Raw genomic sequence first — 18,944 nt, forward strand, 5'->3', positions numbered from 1 at the left:
GAAATCCTGGAATGAAGAAGCCGCCCTCCGAGGATGGCGGCTTCCGTTTCGAAACGTCCCGAACGGATCTTAGTTCTGGGATTCCGTCAGCCGCTCGTTCAGGAAGTTGAACTGGGCGTTCAGGCCACTACCGAGGGCGGTTGCGCCGCCGATGAGGGCGACGGAGATCAGGGCTGCGATCAGGCCGTATTCGATGGCGGTTGCGCCAGATTCGTCCTTCATAAGGCGAGCAAAAATCTTGGTCATGGTATTCTCCTAGCTCCACGAGTGTTGGTTCAGCACGTCCGCCAACTGTTTCCGTTGTTCGGATGACTGCAACCTAGCGTCGGGCGATTGCTATCGACTTAAGGAAGTCAGTTAATTTTTCCTATATCTTCGGCTCCCGGAAATAGGGTGTCAAAAGTGTTAATCTCCTTACACGCGTATTCTGCCTAATTTGAAAGGCCTGCCTCGGGACAGTGTGTCATCCTGCGGCTCCCGCAGATTGAAATACGGTGTCTTGCCTTAAGTCTTCATTCACCATTCCCGGCGATGCTGTCCTGGTATTCTTGCCGGGATGAGTGATTATGGGACGCGACTGGAACTTTGCCGCGAGGGCCACATGGCTTGTGACGGGCGCCTGCATTGTGCTGCCGATGGCTGGTACGGCTGTCGCGGAGGAGCCCTTCATGCGCGTCTACATGGATCATGCGCGGGTACTTCGCCTGGATCGCCCGGTCAGCAAGGTGATCGTCGGCAATGCCAAGGTGGCGGATGCGACGGTGGCCGATGCCAGGACGATCGTGCTGACGGGCCGCAGCTTCGGCACCACTAACATCGTTCTGCTCGACGCCGACGGCAATGCGATCGTCGATGAACGGATTCTGGTGTCGATCGACGAAGGCAACACCGTGCGCGTCTTCCGCCAGACGGAGCGCTCCGTCCTTTCCTGCACGCCCAATTGCGAAGAGCATGCCAGCAGCGACCAGACGGGCGGGTGACGGGGTGGGCCGCTTCGGTTGGCCAGAAGCGGGAAACCCTTCAATTCTTCATATGCATACATACGAAAAATAAACGGTCGACGGTCTAGTCTCCTTCCATCCAGCATGTGGGCCATCCAGCATATGGGAATGGATCGCGATGATATTCGATCATACGACAGACACTCGACGGCGGTCGATGAAAGGCCTGCTCCGTCGCTTCCTCGTTCGGCGCGACGGTGCGACGGCGATCGAATTCGCGTTGCTCAGTCTGCCGTTCTTCCTGATTGTCATTGCCTCGATCGAGACGTTCATTGCCTTCTCGGCCGAGCAGCTCCTCGCCAATGCCACGGAGACGATGGCGCGCAAGATCCGCACCGGCGAGATCACCTTTAACCTCGGCAAGATCAACACGGATAAGACCCCGGTTCAGTTTCGAAAGCTTTTCTGCGACGAGATCGCACTCCTGATGCCTTGCTCGGCCAATGAGCTGAAGACGCCGGACAAACTCTATCTCGACGTGCGCACCTTCGCGAAATTCACGGACATCCCGAAAACGATCCCGCATAGCGGTACGGATCTGAACATCAACGATTTCAAGTTCGCGCCCGGCGGCAGCAAGTCGATCAACATCGTCAGAGCCTATTATCGGTGGGATATCGTCACGGACCTCGTCCGTCCCTTTCTCTCGAACATCAAGTCGGCGGACGGTTCGCGGCAGAACTACCTGATGGTCGCGAACGTCGTGATCCAGAACGAGGCTTACTAGAGATGGAAAGCCTGGTCACGAGCAGGGATGTCATCCGCAACGAGCGGCCGGTCAAGGGGGGCGTGATTTGCCAATTTCGCCGCTTTATCATGGATCGCCGCGGTGTCGGCGCCATCGAGTTTGCGATCGCCGCTCCGCTGCTGATCATGTTCTATGTCTGCTCCTTCGAGATTTCCGTTGCCGTGACGATGTCGCGCAAGGTCAACCGCGCCTCTGCGACGGTGTCCGACCTTCTCACGCAGAGCCAGAGCACAAACAAGGCGACGCTCGACACGATGAAGACGGTCACGAAGACCGTGATCGCACCCTTCTCCGAGGACGGTTATTCGCTGAAGATCACCGGCATTGCTATTGCGGCGGACGGTAAAGCGACGGTCGCCTGGTCGCGGGATCAGAATGCGCAGCAGCCCTATGCGCCTGGCCTCGTTGTCACGCTGCCTTCGACGCTGGAAGCCAGGAGCACTTTCATCGTGCGCACGGAACTCGTCGTACCCTATACGCTGCTCTCGATGATGCCCAGCCTTGCCTCTTCCTTCAACAAAATCAATCTTTCCAAGACGAGCTACTTCCGTCAGCGGACCGGCGATAAGATCACCTGCAGCGATTGCTGAGGCGCGCGCTTTCGCGATTTTTCTTGAACCCGTCTTGCCGCCCGTGCCATGTCTGGCGGTTCATTCCCATCGCCCCGCGAGGGGATGCGGACAGACGGCAGGTGATTGATGGCGCGAGCCTTTCTCTTCGTTCTCGACAGTTTCGGCATCGGCGGTGGACCGGATGCGGCGGCCTTCGGCGATCTCGGTGCCGACACGCTTGGCCATATCGCCGAATTCTGCGCCGCCGGCGTCGCCGACAGGCCCGGCCTCAGGCAAGGCCCGCTGAAGCTGCCCAACATGTCGGCGCTCGGCCTGCTGCACGCCGCTCGCGCGGCGACCGGCCGCTTTCCCGAGGGCATGGACGTGCCGCCGCGCGTCTTCGGCTATCACGGTGCGGCGAGCGAGGTCTCGAACGGCAAGGACACGCCGTCGGGCCATTGGGAGATCGCCGGCACGCCCGTTACTTTCGATTGGGGTTATTTCCCGTCGGAGGGCGACGCTTTCGAACCCGAACTGGTGGAGGCGATCTGCGCGGCCGGCAACGTGCCCGGCATCCTCGGCAATTGCCATGCCTCGGGCACGGATATCATCTCCCGGCACGGGCAGGAGCATCGGCGCAGCGGCAAGCCGATCTGCTACACCTCCTCCGACAGCGTTTTCCAGATCGCCGCGCATGAAGGCACGTTCGGCCTCGACCGGCTGCTTTCCTTCTGCGAGGCCGTGCGCAAGATCCTCGATGAGCGGCCGGGCGGGCGCATCGGCCGCGTCATCGCGCGGCCCTTCATCGGCGAGACGCCCGAGACCTTCGAGCGCACCGGCAACCGGCGCGACTATTCCGTTTTGCCCCCGGAGCCGACCCTGCTCGACCGGCTGACGGAGGCCGGCCGCACGGTGCATGCCGTCGGCAAGATCGGTGACATCTTCGCCCACCAGGGCATCGGCACGCTAACCAAGGCGAACGGCAACATGGCGCTGTTCGATGCGACGCTCGCCGTGATGGACGAGGCCAAGGATGGCGATCTCGTCTTCACCAATTTCGTCGATTTCGACATGCTCTACGGCCATCGCCGCGATGTCGCCGGCTACGCCGCAGCACTGGAAGCCTTCGACCGGCGCCTGCCGGAAGTGGACCGCAAGCTGAAGCCGGGCGACATCGTCATCCTCACCGCCGATCACGGTTGCGATCCGACCTGGCGTGGCACGGACCACACGCGCGAGCGCGTACCGATCCTGAGTTTCGGGCCGGGTCTGCGCTCGCGCCTCATCGAAACCCGCACGACCTTCGCAGATATCGGCGAAACCGTTGCCCGCCATCTCGCCATCGCGCCCGGCCCGCACGGAAGGAGCTTTTTGTGACCAGATCCATGCCCAAGGCCGAGCTGCACTGCCATATCGAAGGCGCCACCCCGCCCGCACTCGCCGTCGCCCAGGCAAAACGCTACGGCATCGACACCTCCGCCTTCATCGAGGACGGCGCCTATTCCTGGCAAGATCTCACGAGCTTCGTGCAGAGCTACGACGCGACGGCCAACCTCTTCCGCACGGAGGAGGATTATGCGCTGCTCGCCGAGACCTATCTGACCGAGATCGCCGAGGCCGGCGCCATCTATAGCGAGCTGATCGCCTCGCCCGATCAGGGCGATGCCGTGGGCATCGGCGCGGATGCCTACATGCGCGGGCTGGCCGAGGGTGCCGAACGCGCCAAGGTGAAAACCGGCATCGAGACGCGTCTTCTCGTCGTCGGCATCCGCCATTTCGGCCCCGAGCGGGTGGTGAAGGCGGCCGAATATGCCGCACGGCGGCCGCATCCGCTGATCACCGGCTTCAACCTCGCCGGCGAGGAGCGCCTGCACCGCGTCGCCGATTTCACCCGCGCCTTCGACATCGCCCGCGATGCCGGCCTCGGTATCACCATCCATGCCGGCGAATTGTCGGGCGCGTTCAGCGTACGCGATGCGCTGGATCACATCAGGCCGTCGCGCATCAGCCACGGCGTTCGTGCCATCGAGGATGCAGATCTCGTGAAGCGTCTGGCGGATGAGGGCACGGTGCTGGAAGTCTGCCCCGGCTCGAATGTGGCACTTGGCGTCTTCAAGGATTTCGAGAGCCATCCGCTGCGCGCTCTCCATTCAGCCGGTGTGCGTGTCACGCTCAATTCCGACGACCCGCCGTTCTTCCACACGTCGCTTGCCCGCGAATATGAGGTTGCCTCGACCGTGATGGGCTTCAGCGACGCCGACATCCTCGGCATGACGCGCACGGCCATCGAGGCGGCTTTCGTCGACGAGCCGACGCGGCAAAAGCTGCTGGCCAAGCTCTAGGAGACGAGCCGGCTGTGGGGATGTTGCCCGCGGTCGGCTGTCTTCTCTTGCAGGTCCCGGCCGTTCCGTGGAAGAAGTACGCACTTACTTACTTTCGGAAGGTTGGCCATGGACGGCGTTACAGTCATCAATCACCCGCTCGTGCAGCACAAGCTGACCATCATGCGCAAGGAGGAGACGTCCACTGGCAGTTTCCGCCGCCTGCTGCGTGAAATCTCGACGCTGCTCTGCTACGAGGTCACGCGCGATCTGGAGCTGACGACCGCGCGCATCAAGACGCCGCTCGAGGAGATCGACGCGCCGGTTCTCGAGGGCAAGAAGCTGGTCTTCGCCTCGATCCTGCGCGCCGGCAACGGCCTGCTCGAAGGCATGCTGGAGCTGGTGCCGTCGGCTCGCGTCTCCCATATCGGCGTCTACCGCGATCACGAGACGCTGGAAGCGGTCGAATATTTCTTCAAGGCGCCCGACAGCATCGACGAACGCCTCGTCATCGTCGTCGATCCGATGCTGGCGACCGGCAATTCGGCAATTGCCGCAATCGATACGCTGAAGAGTCGCGGCGCGACGAATATCCGCTTCCTCTGCCTGCTCGCCGCCCCCGAGGGCATCAAGAGTTTCCGCGCCCACCATCCCGACGTGCCTGTTTATACGGCCTCCATCGATCGCCAGCTCAACGAGAAGGGTTATATCGTGCCGGGCCTCGGCGATGCCGGCGACCGTATGTACGGCACGAAGTGAGCCGTTAACCGGCTGTTCACCACACCAATCGAAGATCGTGGAGAGGGGCGCCATCGAGCGCCCCTTTTGCCGTCCGTTAGCCGCAAGCGTGTTATTTCGGGACAGATCCTTCCGGAGACTTGTCCATGTTTGTTCGCAGCCTCGTTTTTCTCGTCGGCTCCGTTGTCGTCGCGGCCACCGTCGTGCCCGGCGTTGCGACCCGTTATCTCGAGGGAACGAACAGCAAGACGCCGGAAGCGACGGTCGAGAAGGCGTCCGTGCCGGCAGGCCAGGATGCCGCGCGCTACACCGGCAATCGCAGCGCCGTGATCGACGCCGATGCCAACGGCCATTTTACCGGCCTGTTCTCCATCAACGGCCGCAAGGAAGAGGGCCTCGTGGATACGGGCGCCAGCATGATCGCGCTCAATGTCACGACCGCTCAGCGGCTCGGCATCGACAAGGCCAACCTCAATTTCCGCTACGCCGTGGACACGGCGAACGGGCGGGCGCGCGCGGCCTATGTCAAGCTCGATAAGGTTGAGATCGGGCCGATCAGGGTCGAGAATGTCGGCGCCATGGTGATGGACGACAAGGCCCTTTCGGGCACGCTGATCGGCATGAGCTTCCTGAAAGGCCTCGCCTCTTACAAGGTCGAGGACGGCCGCCTGCACCTCACGCGCTGATCCGCGCCAGGATATCCGGCGACAGCGCAGGGGCCTCCGGCGCAATCGTGTTAAGTGCCGCAAGCCGTTCGGCCGCCCGCGACGCGTCCTCGGCATTGGCGGCATGTACGCGGCCGATCTCGTCGCCCTTTTCCACCTTCGTGCCCAGCGGCAGAAGTCGGTCGAAGCCCACGCGGTGGTCGATTGCGTCGTCCGGCCGGCTGCGCCCGCCGCCCAGCGCGATGACGGCAAGGCCGACGCCGCGCGTGTCGCAGGCGCTGAGATAGCCGGCCTGTTTTGCGAGGACGGGCCGGATGACTGGTGCCGGTTGCAGATAGGTTTCCGATCTCTCGACGATATCGGCGGGACCGCCGAGCGCGTGCACCATGCGCCCGAAAACCTCTGCGGCCGCGCCGCTGGAAAGGGCCTTTGCCGCCTGTTTTTCGGCAGCCGGCCTGTTCGGCTCAAGGCCCGACAGCACCAGCATCTCCGCGGCGAAAGCGAGCACGACGTGTTCCAGCCGCGTGCCGGCCTTCTCGCCCTTCAGGAAGGCGATGCAATTGGCGATCTCGACGGCGTTTCCGGCGGCATCGGCCAGCGGCTGGTTCATGTCGGTGATGAGGGCCGAGGTCGTCACGCCCCCGCCATTCGCCACCTCGACCAGCGAGCGGGCGAGTGTCTCGGCCTCCGCCGTATCCGTCATGAAGGCGCCGTTGCCGACCTTCACATCCAGCACCAGCGATTGCAGACCGGCGGCGAGTTTCTTGGAGAGAATGGAGGCGGTGATCAGCGGCACGGAATCGACCGTCGCCGTCACGTCGCGGATCGCATAGATGCGCTTGTCTGCGGGAGCGAGTGCGGTGGTCTGGCCGATGATCGCGCAGCCGACATTTTTGACCGTGCGGCGAAAGAGGTCGGCCGAGGGCATGATCGTATAGCCGGGGATGGATTCCAGCTTGTCCAGCGTGCCGCCGGTGTGGCCAAGCCCACGGCCCGAAATCATCGGTACGGCAAGGCCGCAGGCCGCCGCGATCGGTGCCAGCATCAGCGAGACATTGTCGCCCACGCCGCCGGTCGAATGTTTGTCGGCGATCGGCCGGTCGATATCCGACCAGTCGAGCACATCGCCGGAATCGCGCATGGCAAGCGTCAGCGCCACCGTCTCGTCGCGCGCCATGCCGTTGAACCAGATGGCCATGGCAAGGGCCGCCACCTGGCCTTCGGAAACGCTGCCATCCGTCACGCCGGCGATGAAGCGGGCGATCTCATCACGAGTGAGGGGCTCGCCGCTGCGCTTGCGAAGGATCGTCTCCTGCGGCAGCATCGTTCAGTAGCTCGCGGGCGCCGACGGCGCGGCCTGGTCGCCGAGCACGGAGAGGATGTCGCCGAGCAGGCCCGAGGCGCCGAAGCGGAAGGTCTGCGGCGTCGCCCAGCCCTCGCCGAGGATCTTCGCGGCCAGCGCGAGATAGTCGGCGGCGTCGCCCACCGTGCGCACCCCGCCGGCCGGCTTGAAACCGACAGGCCTGCCGCTGGACTTGATGGCATTCAACATGATCTCGGAGGCCGGCAGCGTGGCGTTGACGGCAACCTTGCCGGTCGAGGTCTTGATGAAGTCGGCGCCGGCGGCAATCGCAAGGTCCGAGGCCTCGCGGATCAGCGCGGGGTCCTTCAGTTCGCCGGTTTCCAGAATGGTCTTGAGACGCACCGGCGGCGTGCAGACGGCCTTTACGGCTTCGACCATCTCCGTCACCGCCGCTTCATCGCCGGTGATGAAATCGCGGTAGGGGATGACGAGGTCGATCTCGTCGGCGCCGTCGGCGATTGCCTGTTTCGTTTCGGCAATCACTTCTTCAACGGCAAGATCGCCGGCGGGGAAGTTGACGACGGTTGCGATCTTCACCGCATGGCCCTTGCCGAGAATGCCGCGCGCCTGCGCGACGAAACGCGGCCAGATGCAGATGGCGGCCGTCGTGCCGAACGGGGTCTGCGCCTGCGCGCAGAGCTTTTCGATGGCCGCCGCGTCGCAGGTGTCGGTGAGGTCGGTCAGGTCGAGCAGCGAGAGCGCCTTTCGCGCGGTGTCCTTAAGCATGGTCGTTGCCTCCGCCCGCGATCATCTCGGCGAGGATGGCGGCGAGCCGCTTTCCGCCGATCGGGGCCATGTCCTTGGTTTCGTGATGGCTGAGTTCGCCGCCCGTCATGCCGGCGCCGAAATTGGTGATGACCGAGGCGGCCGCGACCTTCAGGCCGAGATGGCGGGCGATCAATACCTCCGGCACGGTCGACATGCCCACGGCATCCGCGCCGAAGACGCGTGCCATGCGGATTTCCGCCGGCGTCTCGAAGCTCGGGCCGGAGAACCACATATAGACGCCGGACGACAGCGGGATCTCCAGCTTCTTCGCAGCCGCTTCCATGCGCGCGGCAAGATCCGCGTCATAGGCGTTGGTCATGCCGACGAAGCGGTCGTCGCTGTCGAGGCCAACAAGCGGATTGGTGCCGGAGAAATTGATGTGGTCGGAAATGCGCATCACCGAGCCGGGCGGCATGTCCTCGCGCAGCGAGCCGGCCGAATTGGTGAGGATCAGCGAGGTCACGCCAAGCCCCTTCAGCACCTCGATCGGCGCGCGCATGGCGTTCGCATCGCCGCTTTCGTAGTAATGCACGCGGCCGGACAGCATGATGACGGGCACCGCGCCGAGATAGCCGATGACGAGTTCGCCGGCATGGCCCGAGACGGAACTGACGGGAAAACTCGGCAAGTCGGCATAGGGAATGCGCAACGGGTTCTGCACGGCCTCCACCAGGGAGCCCAGGCCGGAACCGAGCACGATGCCGTAGCGCGGCAGCACACCGGCAAGGCGCGAGATCAGGAAGTCCGTGGTCTGAACGCTCATCCGAGAATATCCGTGGTAAAACTGTGCGGCAAAAGCGCGTCCATGGTCATGGTCTTCTTCACGCCCGTCTCGTCGCAGAGATAGACCGGGGTCTGCGCCGTGGCGAATTCGGCGATCTTCTGTCGGCAGCCGCCGCAGGGCGAGCAGAGCGGCAGTTTTTCGGCGATCACGGCCATTTCGACGATCTTCCTGTTGCCGGCCATGATCATGTGGCTGATCGCGGTCGGCTCGGCACACCAGCCCTGCGGGAAGGACACGTTCTCGATATTGGCGCCGGTATAGATCTTGCCGTCCTCGGCGCGGATGGCCGCGCCGACGGGAAAGTGGGAATAGGGCACATGCGCGAAGGCCATGGCCGCGCGGGCCGCCTCGAAGAGGTCGTGGGACATGTTATCGTTCCTTGACATAGGGCACGCCGCCGGCCTTCGGCGGAATGGCCTTGCCGATGAAGCCCGCAAGCAGGATCACGGTGAGGATATAGGGCAGCGCCTGCATCAACTGTACCGGCACCTTGCCGATCAGCGGGAAGGCGAAGCCCTGATAGCGGATGGCGAAGGCATCGAGGAAGCCGAAGAGCAGGCAGGCGAAGAGGATGTTCTTCGGCCGCCACTTGGCGAAGATGAGGGCGGCGAGCGCGATATAGCCCTTGCCCGCCGTCATGCCCTTGGTGAAGCCGGCGCCGGCCGAAAGCGAGAGATAGGCGCCGGCAATGCCGCAGAGAATGCCGCAGCAGATGACGGCGCGGTAGCGCAGCCAGATGACCGAGATGCCGGCCGTATCGACCGCACCCGGATTTTCACCGACGGCGCGCAGCCGAAGACCAAAGCGCGTGCGGTAGAGGATCCACCAGCTCGCCGGCACCATCAGGAAGGCGAGATAGGTCAGCGGCGAATGGCCCGACAGCAGGCCGGAATAGATCGGACCGAGGATCGGTATGTCCCGAACGGCATCGGCAAAGGGCAGGTGGACCGTGCCGAAGCGGCCGTCTTCGGAAAGGGCCGGCGTGCGGCCGCCCTGCTTGAACCAGGCCTCGCCGAGAATGACGGTCGAGCCGGCGACGACGAAGTTGATGGCGACGCCCGAGACGATCTGGCTGCCGCGCTGGGTGATCGAGGCATAACCGTGCACCAGCGAAAGCAGCACGGAGACGAGGATCGCCGCCAGCAGGCCCATGGTGACCGACTGGGTGATGTAGGCGACGCAGCCGGCGGCGAAGGCCGCGCCGAGCATCTTGCCCTCCAGCCCGATGTCGAAGACGCCGGCGCGTTCGGTGAACAGGCCGGCAAGGGCGGCGAGGATCAGCGGGGTCGAGACGCGGACGGTCGATTGCGCAAGTTCGATGAAGACCTGAAAGAAATCCATGCATCAGGCTCCCTTGGTGGCCGCGACGTCGCGCGTCTTCGGCGAAAGGCCCATGACGAGACGGGTGATGGCGGGGCGGAACATGTGTTCGAGCGCGCCGGCAAAGAGGATCACCAGACCCTGGATGATGACGATCATGTCGCGCGAGATGGAGGGCATCTCGAAGGAGATTTCCGCTCCGCCCTGATAAAGCATGCCGAAGAGCAGTGCGGCGGGAATGATGCCGGCCGGATGCGAGCGGCCCATCAGCGCCACGGCGATGCCGACGAAGCCCGCGCCCTGCACGAATTCGAGCTGCATGCGGAATTGCTCGCCCATGATCGGGTTCAGCGCCATCATGCCGGCGAGAGCGCCCGAGATCATCATGGTGATGACGATGATTTTGGCTTCCTTGATGCCGGCATAGCGCGCGGCGGCGGGGCTGTGGCCCATCGTGCGCATCTCGTAGCCGAGCCTGGTGCGCCATATCAGCACCCAGACGCCGAAGGCGGCGAGGAGCGCGAGCAGGAAGGAGATGTTGAACGGCGCATTGCCGACCGAAAGGCCGAAGATCGACATCAGCCAGTCGAGCTTCGGCAACTGACCGCCGGCATCGAAGGTGCGGGTTTCCAGCGACATCGAGCCGAGCGGCTTGAACACCTTGTTGAGCAGGTAGTTCATCAGGCTGGCGGCGATGAAGTTGAACATGATCGTCGTGATGACGATATGGCTGCCGCGCTTGGCCTGCAGCCAGCCGGGTATCATCGCCCAGAGCGCGCCGAAGAAGGCCGCACCCAGGATGGCGATCGGGAAGACGAGATACCAGGGCAGCGTGCGGTCGAGCGCAAGGCAGGCGAGCGCCACGCCGATGCCGCCGACATAGGCCTGGCCTTCGCCGCCGATGTTGAACAGACCGGCATGGAAGGCGACGGCGACCGCAAGGCCGGTGAAGATGAAGGTCGTCGTGTAGTAGAGCGTGAATCCGATATATTCGCCCCGGCCGAAGGCGCCGTTGATCATGTGATAGGCGGCCTCCAGCGGGCTTTCGCCGACGACCAGCACGACGAGGCCGGAAATCAGGAAGGCGACGGCGAGGTTGACGAGCGGGATCAGGCCATATTCGGCCCAGGCCGGCAGTTTTGCATAGGGAACACTCATTCCGCGGTCTCCTTCGGACCTTCCACACCGGCCATCAGCAGACCAAGTTCACCTTCGGTGGCATCCGGGGCGCGCTCGCCGACGACGCGGCCGGCAAACATCACGAGAATACGGTCGGAGAGCGCGCGGATTTCGTCGAGCTCGACGGAGACCAGCAGCACGGCCTTGCCCTGATCACGCATCTCGATGATGCGCCGGTGGATGAATTCGATGGCGCCGACATCGACGCCGCGCGTCGGCTGGCCGATGATCAACACATCCGGGTTTCGCTCCATCTCGCGGGCCAGGACGATCTTCTGCTGGTTGCCGCCGGAGAAATTGGCGGTCTTCAGCCGCGGGTTCGGCGGGCGAATGTCATAGGCTGCGATCTTCTCCTCGGCCTCGGCCCGGATGGCGTTGACATCGAGGGTCAAACCCTTCCGGTATTTCGGATCATCGTGATAGCCGAGGATGGCGTTTTCGCTTTCCTCGAATTTCAGCACGAGGCCGACGTGATGGCGGTCTTCGGGCACATGGGCGAGCCCACATTTGCGCAGCTCCGCCGGGTCGGCATTGCCGGTCACGTCGACGGGGCGACCGTTGAGCAGCACGGTGCCGGACTTGGCGCGGCGGATGCCGGAAATCGCTTCCAAAAGTTCAGACTGGCCGTTGCCGGCCACGCCGGCAATGCCGACGATCTCGCCGGCCCTGAGGTCGAAGGACACGTCGTCCACCATGGTCACGCCACGGCTGTCGCGCACGGTCAGGTTCTTGACCGAAAGCTTGACGTCGGCGGGCTTGGCCTCGCCCTTTTCGACACGCAGCAGAACACGGCGACCGACCATCAACTCGGCCAGCTCCTCGACCGAAGTCTCCCTGGTCGTGCGCGTCGCCACCATCTCGCCGCGGCGCATGACGGAGACCTCGTCGGTGATCGCCATGATCTCGCGCAGCTTGTGGGTGATGAGCAGAACGGTTTTTCCCTGGTCCTTCAGCTGGCCGAGAATGCGGAATAGGTGATCGGCCTCGGCCGGCGTCAAAACGCCCGTCGGCTCGTCGAGAATGAGGATATCGGCCTTGCGGTAGAGCGCTTTCAGGATTTCGACACGCTGCTGGATACCGACCGGCAGTTCCTCGATCACGGCGTCCGGATCGACCTCCAGCGCATATTCCTTCTCGAGCCGCTTCAGCTCGGCACGCGCCTTGGTGATGCCGGCGTTCAGAATCTGGCTTTCCTCTGCGCCGAGCATGATGTTCTCAAGCACGGTAAAATTTTCGACCAGCATGAAGTGCTGGTGCACCATGCCGATGCCGGCGGCGATCGCCGCATTGGGATCGCGGATATTGACCTTTTGCCCGTTGATCAGGATGTCGCCGTGGTCGGCCTGATAGAAGCCGTAGAGGATCGACATGAGGGTGGATTTGCCGGCGCCGTTTTCGCCGATGATACCGTGGATGGTGCCTTTGCGGACCTTCAGGTTGATGTTTCGGTTGGCGTGGACGAGGCCGAAGCTCTTGTCGATGCCCTTCAGTTCGATTGCCAGTTCGCTCATGACGATCCACTCTTACGGGGATTTAGGGCCGACGGGCCGTTTTTCGGCCTGCCGGTTGTAGTCTTGTTGCTTCCGCAGCACTTGTCCAGCCCGATTGCGGGCCGAGAGCTCCCCCGCTATAGGTCGGGCCTGCCGCACGAAGCGACGAGGACAGCCATGACCGATCTGCCTGACGAGACCGACGCCGAGCGCATTGCCCGCCTGGAAGAGCATGTCGCCCATCAGGCCGTTACGATCGATGAACTCTCCGACCAGCTCGCCGAGCAATGGCGTGTGGTCGAGCAGGTCCGAACGAAGCTCGACCGGCTGACGGAGCGGTTTCTCTTGCTGGAAGAAGGTGCCGGCGAAGCCCCGGCCATCACCCGCCCGCCGCATTACTGAGCGGGCAGCGCCGCAGCGGATCGTTCGGCAAAGGGGTAGCCCGAAAACGGAATCGGCCCGTCTGCTTTACGCAAACGGGCCGTCGATGCCGCTTAGTAGGGGCAGGTCTCGTCCGTCATGTAGTCGTGGACCTTCACCGTGCCGGCGATGATGTCGGCGCGCGCCTTGTCGATGGCGGCCTTCATTTCCGGGGTGATGAGCGGTGCGTTGTTGTCGTCCATCGCGACGTCGACGCCGTTTTCCTTCAGGCCGAGCACGTTGATGCCGGGCTTGAATGCGTCGTCCTTGGCGGTCATGAACGCGTCGTAGACGGCGACGTCGACGCGCTTGACCATCGAGGTCAGGACCTTGCCCGGATGCAGGCCGTTCTGGTTGGAATCGACGCCGATGCCGAGCTTGCCGGCGTCGGCCGCAGCCTGGAGAACGCCGACACCCGTGCCGCCGGCAGCGTGGTAGACCACGTCCGAGCCCTGGTCGAACTGCGACTTGGCGATTTCTCCGCCCTTGACTGGGTCGTTCCAGGCGTCCGGCGTCGTGCCCGTATAGGCTTCGAGTACCTTATAGTCGGCACCAAGCGACTTCACGCCGCCGATGTAGCCGCAGGCGAACTTGTGGATGAGCGGGATGTCCATGCCGCCGACGAAGGAGACGGTCTTCGACTTGGAGGCCATGCCGGCAAGGATACCGGCGAGCCAGCCGCCTTCCTCTTCCTTGAAGACCACCGAGCGGACGTTCGGCTTGTCGACGACCATGTCGATGATGGCGAACTTGGTGTCGGGATATTCGGCGGCGATCTTCTCGAGCTGCGCTGCCCAGGAGAAGCCGGCCATCACGATCGGGTTGTTGCCGTCGCCGGCGAAGCGGCGCAGCGCCTGTTCGCGCTGGGCGTCGTTGGCGATTTCGAATTCGCGGTACTCGATGCCGGTCTCGGTCTTGAACTTTTCCGCGCCGTTATAGGCTGCTTCGTTGAACGACTTGTCGAACTTGCCGCCGAGGTCATAGATGATCGCCGGCTTGATATCGGCGGCGAAAACCGTCGCCGACATGGCGGCCGTGGCAAGAAGGGTGAGAAGGGTTTTTTTCATTGTGCAGCCCTGTTCGCTATTGATCTTATAGGGACCTTCCGCGCGGCGCTGGATGGGCGCGCGGCGGAGCCACCGACCCGTTCCCTTGGGTCAGGCTGGCGGCATCCTTGCACGGCGCCGGGAAAAATTCACCAGAAATTTTTCAAGTGGTAAAAAATACGAGCCGCCGCCAACAGGAAGATAAAACCCTGTTCGCGACGGCGTGGGTTTGCCCGAATTTTCAAGCCTCTTCAGCCGATGGCGCAGGCCACGCCCGTGCCGCGCAGGCCGCAATAGCCGCCGGGATTCTTGGCGAGATACTGCTGGTGCACGTCCTCGGCGAAGTAGAAGGGCCCCGCCTTGGCGATCTCCGTCGTGATGCGGTCGGTGCGTCCGGCAGCGTCCAAGGCCGCCTGATAGGCGTCGCGCGCCCGCCGCGCCGTCGCAAGGTCGGCCTCGTCGTCGAGATAGATCGCCGAGCGATAGGTCGTGCCGATATCGTTGCCCTGACGCATGCCCTGTGTGGGGTCATGCGCCTCGAAGAAGGCCTTCAACAGCGCTTCGAGCGTGACCTTGACGGGATCGTAGACGACGAGCACCACTTCGGTATGGCCGGTCAGGCCCGTCGTCGTCTCGTGATAGGTCGGGTTGGGCGTGAAGCCGCCGGAATAGCCGGCCGCCGTCACGAAGACGCCGGGGATCTTCCACAGGAGACGCTCGGCGCCCCAGAAGCAGCCCATGCCGAGCAGCACGGTCTTGAACCCTTGCGGGTACGGGCCTTTCAGCGGGTTGCCGTTCACGAAATGGGTTTCAGACGTCGGGACCGGCTGGTCGCGGCCGGGAAGGGCGGCGTCCGGCGCGGGCATGACGGTCTTCTTGTTGAACATGTCGATCAGGAACATGGATGGCCTCCTGGCCGGGCCGCACAGGATGGCGGCGGTTGATGTATTAGGCGGTGAAGCGGCCCGCGATGGGCGGGCGCCGGTAGGCGATCACCCAGAAGAACAAGGATACGGCGAGCAGCACGGCAAAAGCCGGCTGCGACAGCACCCAGAGCGCCGCCGGATCCCAGGCATAGGGGAACTTACGCATGATGCCGTCGGCAACGAGCGCGATCGTATCCGGGCTTGCCGTGCTCCAGGCGACGGCGAGCGGGGTCAGCACCGGCTCGGAGGCAGAGACCGACTGGATCGCATCGATCGTGCCGGCCATGACCGCGACGACGAGGGAAAAAAGACTGATGGCCTTGAGGACGAACCGTATCATGCGCACCCTCCCGGTGCCCTGGGGAGCCGAATTCCGCTCCGCTTCATTGCTGCCTATAGATAGGAAGACGCGCGGCTCTGCGCAATCCTTCGCCGCGATGCGGCATATCCTTCAAAAAACTGTCAGAAAGCGGTTGATTGCGCGCCAAACCTCGGTATATATCGCGCCGTCTCGCCGGAATGGAAACAGGAAAGCGACCCGCGCCGGACTAACCACCGGCAGCGAGCGGACGGACAGGTGGCCGAGTGGTTGAAGGCGCACGCCTGGAACGCGTGTATAGGGGAAACTCTATCGAGGGTTCGAATCCCTCTCTGTCCGCCATCCTTTTGTAACCCTTGCTCCATACTGTTTGCGGAATTCACGAGGGCCGGCCTTTGCCGGGCCTTTAGCATCTGTTTCAGCGGCTTTGCCGGCGGGATTTTCATGGTTACGATTGCGGTCGCCGGTATCGGCTATGTCGGGCTTTCCAATGCGGTGCTGCTTTCCCAGCACAATGATGTCGTCGCCTACGATATCTCCGATGAGAAGGTGGCGACGGTCAACAGGCGGCTCTCGCCCATCGTTGATGCCGAGATCGAAAACTATCTTGCAACGAAGCCGCTGCGGTTGAAGGCGACGACGGACGCGGAAGAGGCGTTTTCCGGGGCGGATTTCATTCTGGTGGCGACGCCGACCAACTACGATCCGCAATCCAACTATTTCGATACGAAAAGCGTCGAGGCGGTCATCGACGCGGCGCGGGCGCTCAATCCGCATGCCACGATCGTCATCAAGTCCACCGTCCCCGTCGGCTACACCCAGGCGCTGCGCGACGAGCGTGGTGACGCGCGTATCGTCTTCTCGCCGGAATTCCTGCGTGAAGGCAAGGCGTTGCATGACAACCTCTATCCGTCGCGCATCGTCATGGGGGCGGATACGCCGGAGGCACGCCTCTTTGCGAGCCTCCTGCAGCAGGGCGCGGTGAAGGATGACGTGCCTCTGCTCTTCACCGGATCGGGCGAGGCGGAGGCGATCAAGCTGTTCGCCAACACCTATCTCGCCATGCGCGTCGCCTATTTCAACGAACTCGATTCCTATGCGATGACGCATGGCATCGACACGCGCCAGATCATCGAAGGCGTCGGGCTCGATCCGCGCATCGGCAAACACTACAATAACCCGTCCTTCGGTTATGGCGGCTATTGCCTGCCGAAGGACACCAAGCAGCTCCTGTCCAATTTCTCCGAAGTGCCGCAGAACCTCATCCGGGCTATCGTCGATGCCAACACGACGCGTAAGGATTTTCTGGCGCTCGATATCGTCGCGCGAAATCCCGACGTGGTAGGCATCTATCGGCTCGCGATGAAGAAGGATTCGGACAATTTCCGCGAATCCTCCATCCAGGGCATCATGAAGCGCGTCAAGGCCAAGGGTATTCCGGTCATCATCTATGAGCCGGATTTCGAGGACGACACGTTCTTCCGCTCGGAGATCGTTCGTGATCTCGAAGATTTCAAACGGCGCGCCGACCTCATTGTCGCCAATCGCCTCTCCGCTGAACTTGATGACGTCAGGGACAAGGTCTACACGCGCGACGTGTTCGAGCGGGACTGAACCTCAAGTCAGCCAAGCCGGCAGGCGTGGCGGCACGCGGCCGGTGAGCGCCGCCTCGATGCAGTCGGCAAGATTGCCGAAGCGCACGGTGCGGCCGGAGAGGCCCGGACCGTAGTGGGCGTATTTGCCGGAATTGGTGATGAGCGCGCGTGTCTTCGTCGGGAAGACCGGTTCGGAAATCGAACACCAGCAGAGATCCGGAAGGACCTGAACGCCGCTCGCCCTGAGCCGGGTCAGGACATCGCTGGATTGAGCCATGATGTCGCGGCCGGCCGTGACGATGACGGTGACGTCAGGGTGACGCTTGCGGTCGCCCAACGCATCGGCCAGCGCACGGCATTCGGAGGCCGAGGCATGCGGGCTGCCGATGGCGACGAGCTCGACCTCGGCGGGGCCGTCGTTGAACATGGTCCAGACGTCGATCATGTCGGCTCGCGTGATGGTTATGTGGTCGGCCTTCTCGGCGGCGATGCCGTCGGCTTCCGGCGTCACGCCTTCGATATGCAGCATGGGGGCGGCGGAGGTGGTGCCGAAGGCGGCGCAGAGCGCCTTGAGGTCGTCCCGCGTGGGTTTGGCGGCAGCAAGGCCGCGCAGCAGGGGGATGCGGTCGGGTGCCGCGCGGCCGGCGAGATAGCCGACAATCGGCCAGAACGCGTCGTCGATATTGTCGGGCAGGTCGACGTCGATTATGCGCCTGGCCTTGCGGTGTTCGTCGAGATAGACGCCGGAGAGCGGCGCACGGCCGGTCAGCGCGATGCAGAGATCGAGGAAGTCGGGATGCTTGGCCGTGCGGGCGCCGAGCACCGTGTTGGCGAAGATCACGGCGTTGGATTCGGCCCAGGCGATCGCCTCGCCGGTTTTGGGCGCGCTATCGAGCAGATAGGGCGAACAGGTGAAGGTCGGACGACAGCCCATGCGCACATAGGCATCGGCAAGGCGGGCTGCCGGGTCGCCGAAATCGTGCGGCACGCCCTGCTTTTCCCAATTGGCGTGGTCGACGGAGATGGCGTTCATCGTGGTCGGCACGCATACCTTGGCGCCCATATCGGCCATCTTTTCCGCGAAGGTCAGGTTGGCGGGGCTGGCATAGATGCAGCCGTCGATATGGCCCTGCACCACGTCGATGAGCTTTTCGGCACCCTGCTGTGCCGCCATTGCAACGGTGATGCGCAATGCCAGCTGCACGGCGATGCCGTCCCGGCCGTCGAGCATGGCGCGGTCGTTCTCGGTAAGCTCGAGGGCCGATGTGGCCGGCGGCGAGACGGGGATGACGAGGCCGTCGGCTTCAATCGCTGTGTTGCTGATCGTCGCCGTCTTGGCGCGACAGAGCGCGTCATAGGCCTCATGCGAAAGGCGCAGAACGGGCAGCGATTTGCCGAACATTTCCGCGGCGATCAGCGCGCCGAGCGTCAGAACGTCCTCCGCCTCGCTAAAAACAAGCGCGGCCGGCGCGCGGCCGGTCAGCGCCAGGTCGAGCAGCACGCCGGAGCCGGTGCAGGAGCCTCGGCTGGAGGGCATCATCAGGATGCCGCCGGTGATCGTCACGCCATGCAGCGGATGGTGCACGTCGATGACGCGGCCGGTCGCCGGATCGACGCCGCCCCAGAAGCTCAGCGCCTCGCCCGCGGCGATGATCGGACCGGAGGCTGTTCCGGCAAGAATGCTGCGGGCGGAGAGCGCTGTCATGGGAT

The 18,944-nt window shown here is 63.5% G+C and carries 21 protein-coding genes and 1 tRNA gene; 10 read left to right on the forward strand and 12 right to left on the reverse strand.

What is annotated here, in order from left to right; genetic code table 11:
• Positions 1–69 precede the first annotated feature (69 nt).
• Positions 70–246, reverse strand: coding sequence for a Flp family type IVb pilin (locus tag ACOZKU_RS13005; protein ID WP_421579236.1), 177 nt, complete (start codon positions 244–246; stop codon positions 70–72).
• Between the two features lie 389 nt (positions 247–635).
• On the opposite strand from ACOZKU_RS13005, the gene ACOZKU_RS13010 reads away from it, so the two are divergent.
• The 7 genes from ACOZKU_RS13010 to ACOZKU_RS13040 all read left to right on the forward strand — a co-directional run bounded on the left by ACOZKU_RS13010 (position 636) and on the right by ACOZKU_RS13040 (position 6,045).
• Positions 636–980, forward strand: a complete 345-nt coding sequence (locus tag ACOZKU_RS13010; protein WP_421579344.1) for a pilus assembly protein N-terminal domain-containing protein — start codon at positions 636–638, stop codon at positions 978–980.
• 178 nt (positions 981–1,158) lie between these two features.
• Entirely contained in the window at positions 1,159–1,728 is a 570-nt protein-coding gene (locus tag ACOZKU_RS13015; RefSeq protein WP_421579237.1) for a TadE/TadG family type IV pilus assembly protein, read from the forward strand.
• A gap of 2 nt (positions 1,729–1,730) precedes the next feature.
• Positions 1,731–2,339 carry a TadE/TadG family type IV pilus assembly protein gene (locus ACOZKU_RS13020; RefSeq protein WP_421579238.1) on the forward strand — a complete coding sequence of 203 codons (609 nt, stop codon included), beginning with the start codon at positions 1,731–1,733 and terminating at the stop codon, positions 2,337–2,339.
• 108 nt (positions 2,340–2,447) lie between these two features.
• Positions 2,448–3,677 (forward strand): phosphopentomutase, encoded by a 1,230-nt coding sequence (locus ACOZKU_RS13025; protein ID WP_421579239.1) that lies wholly within the window; start codon positions 2,448–2,450, stop codon positions 3,675–3,677.
• 8 nt (positions 3,678–3,685) lie between these two features.
• Positions 3,686–4,642, forward strand: coding sequence for an adenosine deaminase (locus tag ACOZKU_RS13030; protein WP_421579345.1), 957 nt, complete (start codon positions 3,686–3,688; stop codon positions 4,640–4,642).
• Positions 4,643–4,750: 108 nt separating this feature from the next.
• A complete protein-coding gene (gene upp / locus ACOZKU_RS13035) occupies positions 4,751–5,380 on the forward strand; it encodes a uracil phosphoribosyltransferase (RefSeq protein WP_117367370.1) in 630 nt (209 codons plus the stop codon).
• 125 nt (positions 5,381–5,505) lie between these two features.
• Complete coding sequence (locus tag ACOZKU_RS13040) at positions 5,506–6,045, forward strand: TIGR02281 family clan AA aspartic protease (RefSeq protein ID WP_421579240.1); 540 nt, start codon at positions 5,506–5,508, stop codon at positions 6,043–6,045.
• Here ACOZKU_RS13040 and deoA read toward each other — a convergent pair.
• Genes deoA through ACOZKU_RS13075 form a run of 7 tightly spaced genes read right to left on the reverse strand, consistent with a single transcriptional unit; the run spans position 6,035 to position 12,949 of the window.
• Positions 6,035–7,348, reverse strand: coding sequence for a thymidine phosphorylase (deoA, locus tag ACOZKU_RS13045; RefSeq protein ID WP_421579241.1), 1,314 nt, complete (start codon positions 7,346–7,348; stop codon positions 6,035–6,037). The two genes, ACOZKU_RS13040 and deoA, sit on opposite strands and share 11 nt — an antisense overlap.
• A 3-nt stretch (positions 7,349–7,351) precedes the next feature.
• Positions 7,352–8,113, reverse strand: a complete 762-nt coding sequence (gene deoC / locus ACOZKU_RS13050) for a deoxyribose-phosphate aldolase (RefSeq protein WP_421579242.1) — start codon at positions 8,111–8,113, stop codon at positions 7,352–7,354.
• Complete coding sequence (locus ACOZKU_RS13055) at positions 8,106–8,918, reverse strand: purine-nucleoside phosphorylase (RefSeq protein WP_421579243.1); 813 nt, start codon at positions 8,916–8,918, stop codon at positions 8,106–8,108. The genes deoC and ACOZKU_RS13055 overlap by 8 nt, the downstream gene beginning before the upstream one ends.
• Positions 8,915–9,307, reverse strand: coding sequence for a cytidine deaminase (locus ACOZKU_RS13060; protein ID WP_421579244.1), 393 nt, complete (start codon positions 9,305–9,307; stop codon positions 8,915–8,917). Before ACOZKU_RS13060 ends, ACOZKU_RS13055 begins: the two co-directional genes overlap by 4 nt.
• 1 nt (position 9,308) lies before the next feature.
• Entirely contained in the window at positions 9,309–10,280 is a 972-nt protein-coding gene (locus ACOZKU_RS13065) for an ABC transporter permease (protein ID WP_421579245.1), read from the reverse strand.
• A gap of 3 nt (positions 10,281–10,283) precedes the next feature.
• Positions 10,284–11,417, reverse strand: coding sequence for an ABC transporter permease (locus ACOZKU_RS13070; RefSeq protein WP_421579246.1), 1,134 nt, complete (start codon positions 11,415–11,417; stop codon positions 10,284–10,286).
• Complete coding sequence (locus tag ACOZKU_RS13075) at positions 11,414–12,949, reverse strand: ABC transporter ATP-binding protein (RefSeq protein WP_421579247.1); 1,536 nt, start codon at positions 12,947–12,949, stop codon at positions 11,414–11,416. The genes ACOZKU_RS13070 and ACOZKU_RS13075 overlap by 4 nt, the downstream gene beginning before the upstream one ends.
• 165 nt (positions 12,950–13,114) lie before the next feature.
• On the opposite strand from ACOZKU_RS13075, the gene ACOZKU_RS13080 reads away from it, so the two are divergent.
• Entirely contained in the window at positions 13,115–13,330 is a 216-nt protein-coding gene (locus ACOZKU_RS13080; protein ID WP_421579346.1) for a SlyX family protein, read from the forward strand.
• A 92-nt stretch (positions 13,331–13,422) separates the two neighbouring features.
• Here the strand turns inward: ACOZKU_RS13080 and ACOZKU_RS13085 are convergent, their stop codons facing one another.
• From ACOZKU_RS13085 to ACOZKU_RS13095, 3 genes are all read right to left on the reverse strand, one after another.
• Positions 13,423–14,415, reverse strand: coding sequence for a BMP family lipoprotein (locus ACOZKU_RS13085; protein ID WP_421579248.1), 993 nt, complete (start codon positions 14,413–14,415; stop codon positions 13,423–13,425).
• 230 nt (positions 14,416–14,645) lie between these two features.
• Positions 14,646–15,296 (reverse strand): peptide-methionine (S)-S-oxide reductase MsrA, encoded by a 651-nt coding sequence (msrA, locus tag ACOZKU_RS13090; protein WP_421579249.1) that lies wholly within the window; start codon positions 15,294–15,296, stop codon positions 14,646–14,648.
• Positions 15,297–15,342: 46 nt separating this feature from the next.
• Positions 15,343–15,660, reverse strand: coding sequence for a hypothetical protein (locus ACOZKU_RS13095; RefSeq protein WP_314090852.1), 318 nt, complete (start codon positions 15,658–15,660; stop codon positions 15,343–15,345).
• Positions 15,661–15,891: 231 nt separating this feature from the next.
• Here ACOZKU_RS13095 and ACOZKU_RS13100 point away from each other — a divergent pair.
• Both ACOZKU_RS13100 and ACOZKU_RS13105 read left to right on the forward strand, forming a co-directional pair.
• A tRNA-Ser gene (locus tag ACOZKU_RS13100) sits at positions 15,892–15,981 on the forward strand.
• 102 nt (positions 15,982–16,083) lie between these two features.
• Positions 16,084–17,253: a nucleotide sugar dehydrogenase gene (locus ACOZKU_RS13105; RefSeq protein ID WP_421579250.1), complete on the forward strand. Its 1,170-nt coding sequence runs from the start codon at positions 16,084–16,086 to the stop codon at positions 17,251–17,253.
• A 3-nt stretch (positions 17,254–17,256) separates the two neighbouring features.
• Here the strand turns inward: ACOZKU_RS13105 and ACOZKU_RS13110 are convergent, their stop codons facing one another.
• Positions 17,257–18,939 carry an aconitase X gene (locus ACOZKU_RS13110; RefSeq protein WP_421579251.1) on the reverse strand — a complete coding sequence of 561 codons (1,683 nt, stop codon included), beginning with the start codon at positions 18,937–18,939 and terminating at the stop codon, positions 17,257–17,259.
• Positions 18,940–18,944: the final 5 nt, after the last annotated feature.

This window comes from Shinella sp. M31, assembly GCF_049199205.1.
GTDB lineage: Bacteria > Pseudomonadota > Alphaproteobacteria > Rhizobiales > Rhizobiaceae > Shinella.